The sequence below is a fragment of the Acinetobacter sp. TR3 genome (assembly GCF_027105055.1).
Classification (GTDB): Bacteria; Pseudomonadota; Gammaproteobacteria; order Pseudomonadales; family Moraxellaceae; genus Acinetobacter.
In genome coordinates this window covers 2,948,878-2,961,323 of record NZ_CP114264.1, presented here as the reverse complement: position 1 = coordinate 2,961,323, position 12,446 = coordinate 2,948,878, and the positions used below count along the sequence as shown (strand labels likewise).

At 32.6% G+C, this 12,446-nt stretch carries 11 protein-coding genes and 2 pseudogenes; 10 read left to right on the top strand and 3 right to left on the bottom strand.

The annotated features are described in order from the left end of the window. The first annotated feature begins 1 nt into the window (after nucleotide 1). The 10 genes and pseudogenes from O1449_RS14230 to O1449_RS14190 all read left to right on the top strand — a co-directional run bounded on the left by O1449_RS14230 (nucleotide 2) and on the right by O1449_RS14190 (nucleotide 9,625). Nucleotides 2–730 carry a class I SAM-dependent methyltransferase gene (locus O1449_RS14230; RefSeq protein ID WP_269238637.1) on the top strand — a complete coding sequence of 243 codons (729 nt, stop codon included), beginning with the start codon at nucleotides 2–4 and terminating at the stop codon, nucleotides 728–730. Nucleotides 731–818: 88 nt separating this feature from the next. After that, nucleotides 819–1,517: pseudogene (locus O1449_RS16400) on the top strand (ABC transporter transmembrane domain-containing protein); the annotation flags it as partial. A 132-nt stretch (nucleotides 1,518–1,649) separates the two neighbouring features. Then, nucleotides 1,650–2,328 (top strand): annotated as a pseudogene (locus tag O1449_RS16395) (ATP-binding cassette domain-containing protein); the annotation flags it as partial. 319 nt (nucleotides 2,329–2,647) lie between these two features. Further along, entirely contained in the window at nucleotides 2,648–3,313 is a 666-nt protein-coding gene (locus O1449_RS14220; RefSeq protein WP_269238635.1) for a class I SAM-dependent methyltransferase, read from the top strand. Continuing rightward, complete coding sequence (locus O1449_RS14215; RefSeq protein ID WP_269238634.1) at nucleotides 3,310–4,392, top strand: glycosyltransferase family 4 protein; 1,083 nt, start codon at nucleotides 3,310–3,312, stop codon at nucleotides 4,390–4,392. The genes O1449_RS14220 and O1449_RS14215 overlap by 4 nt, the downstream gene beginning before the upstream one ends. Next, a complete protein-coding gene (locus O1449_RS14210; RefSeq protein ID WP_269238633.1) occupies nucleotides 4,389–5,336 on the top strand; it encodes a GDP-mannose 4,6-dehydratase in 948 nt (315 codons plus the stop codon). The genes O1449_RS14215 and O1449_RS14210 overlap by 4 nt, the downstream gene beginning before the upstream one ends. A 9-nt stretch (nucleotides 5,337–5,345) precedes the next feature. Then, nucleotides 5,346–6,470, top strand: a complete 1,125-nt coding sequence (gene gmd / locus O1449_RS14205; protein WP_269238632.1) for a GDP-mannose 4,6-dehydratase — start codon at nucleotides 5,346–5,348, stop codon at nucleotides 6,468–6,470. After that, entirely contained in the window at nucleotides 6,467–7,444 is a 978-nt protein-coding gene (gene fcl, locus O1449_RS14200) for a GDP-L-fucose synthase (RefSeq protein ID WP_269238631.1), read from the top strand. The genes gmd and fcl overlap by 4 nt, the downstream gene beginning before the upstream one ends. A gap of 15 nt (nucleotides 7,445–7,459) precedes the next feature. Then, a complete protein-coding gene (locus tag O1449_RS14195; RefSeq protein ID WP_269238630.1) occupies nucleotides 7,460–8,884 on the top strand; it encodes a mannose-1-phosphate guanylyltransferase/mannose-6-phosphate isomerase in 1,425 nt (474 codons plus the stop codon). A gap of 3 nt (nucleotides 8,885–8,887) precedes the next feature. Beyond that, nucleotides 8,888–9,625 (top strand): glycosyltransferase, encoded by a 738-nt coding sequence (locus O1449_RS14190; RefSeq protein ID WP_269238629.1) that lies wholly within the window; start codon nucleotides 8,888–8,890, stop codon nucleotides 9,623–9,625. On the opposite strand, the gene O1449_RS14185 is transcribed toward O1449_RS14190, so the two are convergent. The 3 genes from O1449_RS14185 to O1449_RS14175 are packed head-to-tail and all read right to left on the bottom strand — an operon-like array spanning nucleotide 9,615 to nucleotide 12,444. Beyond that, entirely contained in the window at nucleotides 9,615–10,637 is a 1,023-nt protein-coding gene (locus O1449_RS14185) for a glycosyltransferase family 4 protein (RefSeq protein WP_269238628.1), read from the bottom strand. The two genes, O1449_RS14190 and O1449_RS14185, sit on opposite strands and share 11 nt — an antisense overlap. Then, entirely contained in the window at nucleotides 10,634–11,773 is a 1,140-nt protein-coding gene (locus tag O1449_RS14180) for a glycosyltransferase family 4 protein (protein WP_269229452.1), read from the bottom strand. The genes O1449_RS14185 and O1449_RS14180 overlap by 4 nt, the downstream gene beginning before the upstream one ends. Then, on the bottom strand, nucleotides 11,770–12,444 hold the full coding sequence (locus O1449_RS14175; RefSeq protein WP_269238627.1) for an SGNH hydrolase domain-containing protein: 675 nt from the start codon (nucleotides 12,442–12,444) through the stop codon (nucleotides 11,770–11,772). Before O1449_RS14175 ends, O1449_RS14180 begins: the two co-directional genes overlap by 4 nt. Nucleotides 12,445–12,446 lie beyond the last annotated feature (2 nt).

Genomic DNA, 12,446 nt, shown 5'->3' with positions numbered 1-12,446 from the left:
CATGGAACACTTAAGAAAGCCCCATGTTGTTCTGGATAATCGAAATAGTAAAGCCATTAAAATTCAAAAAATTATTGCATCCGAAAGAGGGTTTCGGCAACAGGATTTTATTCTTGAAATTGGTACAGGTAGTGGTGGAATAGCAGCATATTTCGCTGCACAGAACATACAATTTAATGTTCAGACTGTTGATGTAGTTGATAGTCGGGTATCTAAAGAAGGTTATCAGTTTCAGTTGGTTAATGGTACAACCTTGCCATTTGAGGATGAAAGTTTTGATGTCGTGATTACCAATCATGTAATAGAGCATGTAGGGGAATCGGATGCGCAGCTTCATCATCTTTGTGAGATAAAGCGTGTATTAAAGAAAGATGGTGTTGCTTATTTGGCAGTCCCAAATAGATGGATGCTAGTTGAACCTCATTATCAGTTAATTTTTTTAAGCTGGTTACCGAAAAAATATCGTTCAAAATATCTTAAAAAGATGAGAAATATTGATTTTTATGATTGTGAACCATTTGAGAAGAAACAGCTGGAAAATTTATTTGATATTGTTGATTTTTCTTACCAAAATCAAACGATTCAGGCACTTAAGATTTTATTGCAAGATGAAAGAGAAAATCATAAATTTTTGTATTATATGTTCTTGTTTATCCCTGATTTTGTGTTAAGAGTATTTCTAGGTGTTATTCCAACTTTAATTTATACAATGAAAATCAATAGGCATTGATGTGTTAAATACTTTAGTACAGCTTTGGCGGATTCTTACACCACTAGATAAACGTAAATTAGTTTTAGTTCTAGTTTTGGTTTTAGTGATGGCGTGTATTGAAGCTGCTGGGGTAGTATCGATTATGCCTTTTTTAGCAGTTTTATCAAACCCTTTAATTATTGAAACAAATCCTATTTTTCATAAAGTATATGTATTATCAAATAGCCAAAGTACCCAGCAATTTATTATGTATATGGGAGTATTATCTCTATTTGTTGTGATATTTTCAGCAGGGTTTAAAATTGTTACGCAGTATGCTCTATATCGTTTTGGTAATTTGCAGCGTCATTATTTTTCAACTCGATTACTAAGTATCTATTTAAAACAGGATTATGAATTTTTTATACAGCGTAATAGTTCAGCGCTTATCAAAAATGTATTAGCAGAAACAGATCAGTTGGTCTGGAATATGATTCAACCAGCTTTGCTCATCTTATCCTATGGTGTTGTACTTTGTGCAATGGTGGGGATTTTGTTGATTTATGATCCTATTATGGCAATTTCAACGGCATTGGTTTTAATTGGATTTTATTTTGGTATTTACTGGATAGTGAAAAGACGGCTTAATCGTATTGGATTGGGTTTTGCAGAGGCGAATACTGAACGTTATCAATCCTGTCAGGAAGCATTGGGTGGGATTAAGGATGTCATTATCAATCATGCTCAGCAAGGCTATCTTGATAATTTTGAAAAATATTCTAGAACTTATGCAAGACATTATGCAACGAAAGATACATTAGGACAGATTCCGTTACATATTATTGAAACAGTAGGTTATAGTTGTTTGATTATTTTGGCAATTATTCTAGCGTATTCTGGTAAGGATGTATCGCATATTCTGCCAGTATTAGGCTTGTATGGTTTTGCTGCTTATCGTATGTTACCAGCAGCGCAAAATATCTATCGCTCAGTGACCCAGATTAAATTTTCAGAACATGTTTTTGATAATGTGCAAAGAGAATTTGCCCTAGAGCAGGGTCAGAAAAAATTAGCACAAAATGGCGAGACTTTAGATTTTCATCAGGAAATCCGGTTAGAGCATCTTGAGTTTGCTTATCCAAGCAGGCAGGATAAGTCCGTGATTAGAGACTTTAGTTTTACGATTGTTAAAAATACGAGTGTGGGCATTGTTGGCAAAAGTGGTAGTGGAAAAAGTACGCTAATGGATTTGATGTTGGGTTTGCTTAAACCTCAAAGTGGTCAGATTTTTATTGATGATACTGAGTTAGTGCAGCAAAACATGGCAGCATGGTATAATATTGTTGGCTATGTTCCACAAAGTATTTATCTGGCAGATAAGTCCATTGCAGAAAATATTGCCTTTGGTGTGCCAATCGAGCAGATTGATTTAGCTCAAGTTGAATTTGTGGCTAAACAGGCGCAAATCCATAATTTCATAATGGAACAATTACCGCAAGGTTACGGTACAATAGTTGGCGAATGTGGAGTGATGTTGTCTGGTGGGCAAAAACAACGTGTTGGAATTGCTCGCGCATTGTATAAAAATCCACAGATTTTATTTATGGATGAAGCAACTAGTGCTTTAGATACAGAAACAGAGCAAGCGGTAAATGAAGCTATCCAAAAATTGAGTGGGCAAAAAACTATGATTATAATTGCTCATCGGGAAAGTGCAGTGGCGAAGTGTGACAGGATTGTAAGATTGGGGTGAGGTGAGAAATTATAATTAAGGATTTAATGCTATTATAAATACTAATATATAAGTATTTGAAGTTTAACTAAGTTTAATTGATGGTGGGTACTTTAATGTATGAAGTTTGCAGAATTTGCTATAATACAGAAAGTAAATATATCTTTCAAGGAAAGCTACTTCATCACGTAGTCAAATACTATGAATGTGCTATTTGCGGGTTTGTGCAAACAGAAAATCCATATTGGCTAGAAGAAGCATATGATTCAGCCATTAATGATGTTGATACTGGTATTATGCAAAGAAATCATTTGTGCTCAAAAAGAGCAACAAATTTATGTGCTCTTCTAAAGATAAAAAATGAAATTATTTTAGACTTTGCTGGTGGTTATGGTATTTTTACTCGTTTAATGAGAGATGTAGGATTTAATGTACTTTGGCAAGATAAATATTGTGCTAATCTATTAGCTAAAGGTTTTGGTTATGATGGGAAGAGTGTAAAGTTATTGACGGCTTTTGAAGTGTTTGAACATTTGGAAAGACCGATAAATACGCTGGATGAAATGTTTAGTATTTCCTCAAATATTTTCTTTTCCACTTTATTAATTCCAGAACCAACTCCAAAAATTGAAGATTGGTGGTATTATGGTCAAAATCATGGGCAACATATTGGTTTTTATAGAAAAAAAACCTTAAAATATTTAGCAAAAAAATATAATAAAAACTTATACTCATACAACGCTGAGATACATTTACTTTCAGAAAATAGAATTTCTCCTATATTATTCAAAATATTAATGAGATTTTATAATTTATTTTTTATTTTCACTCAAAAAAGAGTTTCTTCTAAAATATGGAATGATTATCTTGAGATTGGAGAAAAGAAATGAAAATAAAATTTGATTCTGCAATTTTTTGCAATCAAAGGTTTGGAGGTATCTCAAGATATTTTTTTGAACTATCAAATGAAATTAATTCTTTAAATAGAAATGATGATCTTAAAATAGTCGCTCCATTATATAAAAATGAATATATTAGGGAGTCAAAATTTACAAAAGGATATTATTGGGGTGAATATCCAAAATACACAAATCAGTTATATAGATATTTTAATTATTTTATAGATAATTTGGATGATAAGATATTTTCATATGATATTTGTCATATGACTTATTATAAGCCATATGTTAATAATTCAAAGTCTAAAAAAATTATTACAGTATATGATATGATTCATGAAATATTTCCAGATAATTTTAATACTAATGATGAAACTAGAAAGAATAAAGAAATTTCTATTAATCGTTGTGATCATGTAATTTGTATCTCTGAAAAAACTAAATCTGATTTAATTAATATATTAAATATCCCTGAGGAAAAAATTTCTGTTATATATTTGGGGGTGAGTTTAGATGTTGGTATTCCAATTGAAAAAAAAGATGATTATATTTTGTATGTGGGTTCGCGTAATGGATATAAGAATTTTAAAAATTTTATTAAAGCATATTCAATTAATAATTACTTAAAAAATAGAATAAAATTATATGTTTTTGGTGGTGGGGCATTTTCAAAAGAGGAATTAAGTCTATTTAACAGCTTAGGTATTAGTGAGTCATATATTATTCATATAGGAAATGATGACCTTATATTAGATAGTCTATATAAGAATGCTTTAGCTTTTGTATACCCATCTTTATACGAGGGGTTCGGTTTACCTCCATTAGAGGCAATGATTAGAGGATGTCCCGTAGTGGTTAGTAATACTAGTTCTATTCCAGAAGTCGTTGGGGATGCTGGTTTATATTTTAATCCTAATTCAGTAGAAGATATGAGTGAGGCTTTATCTAAAATTATTTTTGACACAAGTTTGAGGGAGTCACTTGTAGCTGATGGTATTGAGCATGTAAAAAAATTTACTTGGAAGAATTGTGCTATACAAACTAGAGAAGTTTATGAGAGTTTACTTTGAATAAGACGGCATTAATTTTTGGAATATCAGGTCAAGATGGTGCTTATCTTGCAAAATTTTTACTCAATCAGGGATATTCCGTTTATGGTACTTCTAGGAAAGACTATCTTGATAATTTTCATAAACTTAATATTAATCATCTAGCTCATATATTTAATGTTAACCTAGAATCATATTTTGAAATTGAACAGCTTATTATCTCCATTAATCCTAATGAGATTTATTATTTAGCAAGCCAATCCTCTGTTGCTATTTCATTCACATTACCAGCAGAAACAATTAAAAGTTGTACTTTGGGCTTACTCAATATTCTTGAAACTTGTCGAAATCATCAACTGAATACAAAGATTTATAATGCGGGTTCAAGTGAATGTTTTGGTGATAGTTTAGGAATACCAATTTGCGAAAAAACTATTTTTGCACCTAAAAGCCCATACGCTATTGGAAAATCATCTAGCCATTGGCTAGTACAGACATATCGAGATGCATATTCAATTTTTGTATGTACAGGTTTTTTATTTAATCATGAGTCAAGATTGAGACCTGATACGTTTGTTACTAAAAAAATCATATCAACAGCTCAGCGTATTGCTGCTGGTTCAAAAGAAACTCTTATCTTAGGCAGGCTTGATATTTATAGGGATTGGGGCTTTGCTCCAGAATATGTGGAAGCTATGTGGGAAATTTTGCAGGCTCAAGAACCAGATGACTTCATTATTGCGACTGGCGTTAGTTATTCTTTGAAAGATTTTGTGGTTAATGTCTTTGAAAATCTAAATTTAGATTGGGAAAAATATACCCGACAATCAGAAGAGTTTTTTAGACCTAACGAGTTACTTGTTAGCCGGGCAGATCCATCTAAAGCAGAGCAGAAATTAAAATGGAAAGCTCAAAAAACAATGCCAGAGACAGTTAAATGTATGCTTTATGAACTGGATAAGTAAGGAAATGAAATGAAAAAAGCACTGATTACAGGTATTACAGGACAAGATGGTTCATATCTAGCCGAATTTCTGTTAGAAAAAGGTTATGAAGTTCATGGGATTAAACGTCGTTCATCATTGTTTAATACACAGCGGATTGACCATTTGTACCAAGACCCACATATAGATGGAAAACGTCTAATTCTACATTATGGTGATTTAACTGATTCATCAAATCTAACCCGTATTTTGCAGCAAGTACAACCTGATGAAGTCTATAACTTAGCTGCACAATCGCATGTAGCAGTAAGTTTTGAATCTCCTGAATACACCGCAGATGTGGATGCCTTAGGAACATTACGTTTACTTGAGGCGATTCGGTTTTTAGGCCTAGAGAAAAAAACTAAATTTTATCAAGCATCTACTTCTGAATTATATGGTCTAGTACAAGAAACACCACAAACAGAAACAACACCATTTTATCCTCGGTCACCTTATGCAGTTGCAAAATTATATGCCTATTGGATTACAATTAATTATCGTGAAGCCTATGGAATATATGCTTGTAATGGCATTCTGTTTAACCATGAATCTCCTCGTCGTGGTGAAACTTTTGTGACTCGCAAAATTACTCGAGGGTTAGCATATATCGCTTTAGGTTTAGAAAAATGCTTATATCTTGGTAATTTAAATGCTTTGCGAGATTGGGGGCATGCTAAAGATTATGTTCGTATGCAATGGTTAATGTTGCAACAAGAACAGCCGGAAGATTTTGTGATTGCCACTGGACAACAGTTTTCAGTTCGCCAATTCATTCAATGGTCTGCACAAGAATTAGGTATTTATTTACGATTTGAAGGTGAAGGGGTAGATGAAATAGCAGTGGTTGAACAAATAATAGGTAATATTGCCACAGGGTTAAAAGTTGGGGATATTATTGTACGAGTGGATGCTCGTTATTTTAGACCTACTGAAGTAGAAACATTATTAGGTGAACCACAAAAAGCTAAAGAAAAATTAGGCTGGATTCCTGAAATTACTGTGCAAGAGATGTGTAAGGAAATGGTACAGGAAGATTTAAAGCTAGCCCAACGTAATGCTTTATTAAAACAATCTGGACATGAAGTCTTTTTACCGTGGGAAGCGGATAGATGAGTCAAGCCAAAGCACAGAAAATATTTATTGCAGGGCATCAGGGGATGGTTGGCTCTGCACTTGTGCGTGTATTACAGCAAGATACAAATAATGAACTTGTTACAGCATGTCGGGAAACTTTAGATTTAAGTCAGCAAAATGCAGTATTAGATTTTTTTAAACAGCAACAATTTGATCAGATTTATTTAGCTGCTGCCAAAGTCGGTGGAATTTATGCTAATCAGCATTATCCAGCCGAATTTATTTATCAGAATTTAATGATACAAAATAATATTATTCAGGCAGCACATCAGACAAATGTACAAAAACTATTATTTTTAGGCTCATCCTGTATTTATCCAAAATTTGCAGAACAACCCATTAAAGAAGAAGCATTATTAACAGGATACTTGGAAGCGAGCAATGAACCTTATGCCATTGCCAAGATTGCAGGGATTAAATTGTGTGAAAGTTATAATCGTCAGTACGAACGTGACTATCGTAGTGTTATGCCAACCAATTTATATGGTGTAAATGATAACTTTCACGATCAAAATAGTCATGTGATTCCAGCCTTAATACAACGTATTCACATTGCTAAAATTACCAAGCAAAAACAGGTTGAAATTTGGGGAACTGGGCAAGCAAAGAGGGAATTTCTTTATGTTGATGATATGGCAGCCGCCTGTGTACATGTGATGAATACATCTTTAACGCAATATCAAAATGTGACCGAAACAATGCAATCACATTTAAATATTGGTACAGGTGAAGAAGTGACAATACAGACACTTGCACAGCTGATTTGCGAAGTTATTGGATATTATGGGGAATTAATCTTTAATCACCAAAAACCAGATGGTACCCCCCGAAAAGTATTAGATGTTTCACGTTTGCATCAACTAGGTTGGAAACATCGAATTTCCTTAAAACAGGGATTAAAACAAACCTATTTATGGTATCTTAATCATCAAGGACAGCTAAGAAGTATATAGTTCAAGGATAGGATTATGATTGTACCTGTGATTTTAGCGGGTGGTTCTGGTACAAGATTGTGGCCACTGTCTCGACAATCTTATCCTAAACAATTTTTGCATTTGGTTGATGAAAAGTACACCATGTTGCAATTAACATTAAAACGTTTGGAAAATTTGTCACAAAAAACGTTAGCACCGATTGTGGTATGTAATGAAGATCATCGTTTTGTTGTTGCGGAACAATTACGCCAAATTAATATTGAGCAAGCTTCTATTATTTTAGAGCCTTGTGCAAAGAATACTGCACCAGCAATTACTCTAGCGGCTTTAAGAGCACAAGAATTATATCCCGAGCAAAATATTACATTACTAATATTATCCGCAGATCATTATATTGCCGATATCACTAGTTTTCAGAACAGTATTCTGCTTGCTGAATCGCAAGCACAATTAGAGAAATTAGTAATCTTTGGTGTAAAACCGACTGAACCCAATATAGGTTATGGTTATATTCAACTAGGTGAACAAATAATAAATAAAAAAATATATAAACTAGATAAATTTGTAGAAAAACCAGATATTCATACCGCAGAACATTATGTATCAAGTCAAAATTATTTGTGGAATAGTGGAATGTTTATGTTTCAAACACAAATTTTTCTGCAAGAATTAAAAAAATATCAAATTAATATTTATCAAAATTGTTTAAATGCATGGCAATATAAAACTAAAGATTTAGACTTTATTCGGATCGGTTTAAATGAGTTTCAACAATGCCCAGAAGACTCAATTGACTATGCGATTATGGAGCATACTACACAAGGTGTTGTAGTTGGGCTTGATGTAGGGTGGAATGATTTAGGTTCATGGTCATCATTATGGCAGTCTAATCAAAAAGATGAACAACAAAATGTAATATTTGGAGATGTTCTTACTGAACAAAGTCAAAGTAATTATATTTATGCATCTTCTCGTTTAGTGACAGTCTTAGGGGTGGAAAATCTCATTGTGGTTGAAACCAAAGATGCTGTTCTTATTGCACATCAGGATAAATCACAAGAAATAAAAAGTATTGTTGCACAATTAAAACAGCAACAAAGAATAGAATTATTACAACATAAAGAAGTAGTTAGACCTTGGGGAAAATATGATTGTATTGATGTTGGAGAACGCTATCAAGTTAAACGGATTACAGTGAATCCTAAAGCAAAGTTATCGTTACAATTACATCATCATCGAGCAGAGCATTGGGTTGTGGTTAAAGGTACAGCAAAAGTAATAAATGGTGAGAAACAGTATTATGTGACTGAAAATGAATCAACATTTATTCCTTTAGGTACAATGCATAGTTTGGAGAACCCAGGTTGTATTCCCTTAGAATTAATAGAAATTCAGTCAGGTAGTTATCTTAGTGAAGATGATATTATACGCTTCAAAGATCAATATGGGCGTGCTTAGTGAATGATCAAAGCAGAAGATTTTGATGGGAAAATTAGTATTATTACAGCCATTTATAATGCAGAAGATTGTATTCATCATTTAATTGAAAGTCTAAGGATGCAAACGGATCAAAATTTTGAATGGGTTGTAGTGGATGGATTATCTACAGATAGTACTTTAGAAACTTTAAAAAAGATTGTTGACTTAAATATAAAAATAATCTCAGAAGCTGATTTTGGAATCTACGATGCACTGAATAAAGGGATTAAGGCTTGTGAGGGAGAGTATTATCTAGTTGCTGGTGCAGATGATATATTTTATTCAAATGCTGTGAAGGATTATAAGAATGCACTTGAAGGAAGAGTAGATATGGTAACTGCACAAATCAAGATAGGGCAATATATATCAAAGCCAAGTAATAAACCGTCTTGGTGGGTGGGACAATTTCATTGGGTTTCTGCACATGCTTTAGGGTTATTGATTCGGAAAGAATTACATCATCAATATGGTTATTATTCAAGAAAGTTTCCAATCGCTGCAGATCAATTATTTATCAAAAAATGTTGTCAAAGTGGAGTGAACGTAAAATATATAGATTGTTTGGTTGGAGAGTTTGGAGTTGAGGGCGTAAGCTCATATGATGCTATTGGAACATGTACAGAGGCATTTCGTGTTCAGCTCCTTACTGAAAAAAATAAATGGGTTCAATATATATTGTTTATACTAAAGTTAACTAAAAGAATGTTTATTAGGTTCTAACGATTAGATTATATATATTGATATATTCTTTCAACATATTATCGGTATTAAATCTTTGAATAGCCATTTCTCTCGCCATTTTTCCTATCTCTATACATTTTTTGGGGTTTCGTTTTAAATATTGAATCGTTTCGACGAAATCCTGAATATTATCTTTTTCACATAAAAGACCTGTCACACCATGATTTATTAGTTCAGTTAATGCTGAACCATTGGTAATAACAACAGGTAAACCACAGGCCATTGCTTCAATAACAACTAATCCGAATCCTTCACTTCTTGATGGAAATAAAAGAGCATCAGCATTTTGCATTGCTTTAATTACTTGTTCATGAGTCAACTTTCCTAAATCATGTGTATTCGGTGGCATATATATGCTATCTTTTTTTGCTGCTTCACCACCTGTATATTGGAGCTTAAAATTATCACCTAATTTGCTTATTATGGGGAATAATAAGTCTACACCTTTTAAATTACGCCATGCTCCGACATAAAGTAATTGAAATTGTTCATTAGATTTTTTATGGTAGTGACTAGGTTTATATTTATCTGTATCAATGCTGTTATAAATTACTTGTATTGGAACATTACACAAGGTCTGTTGTGCCATTTTTGCCACAAATTGGCTTACAGCAGTAACATGATTTGCTAGTTGCATTACGCGTCGTTCATTCGGTGCTATCCAATACCTGTGATAAGCTGCTCTTAACATGCCCTTGCGTGGATGTAATTCAGGATCGTGAATAGCATGGTGTAAGGTCGCAATTACAGGTAATTGTTTAGGTAAAAATCGAGTATGTAACCAAGTATTTACATGTACTATGGTTGCCCATTTTGGGGGAGATGGAATGGGTACAGTCCAAGGTAGATATTCAGCTCGTAATGGTAACCAAGTTATTTCTGCTTTTATTCCTTGTTTATTTAATCCTTCTACTAATCGTTCTGTAAAAACATCTGTACCAGTATGTGTTCTTATTGCAGGGAACCATATAGCTGGTTTGCTAGTTGTCATAAATTATCCATTAAAGACTGTAATTTACTTTTTAAATTATACCAAGAAAATTGTTCAGCATAGTTCTTGCATAGCCTTTCGTTTAATACAAGTTCATTTTGCAAAAGCTGTATTGTAAATTTATTAAACATAGAATAACTCTGATTTTTAATTAAATATCCTGTCTCTGCATGTTTAACAGCATCCACAATTCCTCCTGTAGCAAAAGCGATTGTTGGTATACCGTGTGCTGCTGCTTCAATAGCAACCATCCCAAAACCTTCAGGATCATTGGGAATATTTTTAACAGGAAAAATATGAATATCTGCTAGATAATACCAAGAAGAAAGTAGCTCATCATCAGAGATATTGCCAGTGAAAAGTATATTATTCTGAATATTATATTTTTTTGCTGCAATAAGGATCGACTCTTTGCTTTGTAGGTTTTTATTTAATGATTGAGATGGAGTATCACCAATAATCACTAATATTGTATTTGGACAAGATTGAATAATTGTTGAAAGGCTATTTTCTATAAATTCAAGAATACCCTTACGTGTTGTTAGGCGACCAACAGAGATTAGAATTTTTTTATCTTCCAGTTGAAACTGTGCTTTTAAAATATTTATAAGATTTTGATTTTTGTTAGGGGCAGGGAAACTTACTCCTGGAAAAATAATTTCTAGTTTATCTTGATGGACTCCTTTTTGCACACAAATATTAGATGTTGGAGTGCTATTCGCAATTATTTTATCAGCCATTCTAATTGAAGGAACCCAAATTAAATTATAGATTGGGTTGTCCGTCCCTATATCTAATCCATGGATGTAGACTAAACTTTTCTTACGGAAAATCTTAGCCCAAAAAACAGTAATTGGGGCTGTTAAGCCACTACCAGCAAATAAAATGTCTGGACGTTGTGTTAAGCAGATCCAAAAAGTTTTGATAAAAGCTAATATAAGGAAAAAAAATAATGGATTTAATTTTACTCCGTAAAATGAGACTTTTGCTGGTACAATTTTTCTTGCATCAAGATGGCTAATCAGCAGAACATCATGATCCGTAGATAACTCATCTATTATATGCCAATTTAAGCGTTCCATACCTCCAATAAGAGGAGGTAAATTGCGTGTAATAAATAAAATTTTTTTTTTCAATTGTTATGACCTTGCAAAAAAGGATTGGTATGCTTTTGAAGGTAAATTTTACCTAAAATACTTGAACCTTCATAGGTTAGATGCTGTTGATCTCGATATAAAGAAGTATTTTGCAGTGATGAAAAGCATTCCTCTTTATTGCAAATGATATCTGTAAAATCAATTACAATAAGTGATGGGAATGACTTTTGCAGTTCGATTAGCATTCTTTGCCATTCAGTAAAATCACTGTCATGCTTGATCCGAGGGAAATTACAGCTTTTTTTGAATGATCGAAGATGGCAATTTACGTCAACATCCATCAAAATTGGATTGTCATTAATGATAATTGGTTTGGCTCCAGATTGTATAATAGATAAAATGGTTTTTTTTAGCCCCCAATAAAAAAATTCTTTTGACTTTGATTTGTCGATAAAATTATTATTTTTTCTTGAATAAATACTTCTTTCCCAATTATGTGGAAAATATCCGCCCATAACCACATATTTAAAATTATTGTTATAAATATGTTTTTCTATAAATTTGTTTATATTATAAAAATTATCCTCTTTTTTGATTTCTTTTGTTTTATTGTTTATTGTATATCTATCTAAATTTATTAGATATGCTGTGGAAGAATATGTTATTTCATAACCTTTCATATTTGCATCTTTGGCAAATATATCAATCATTC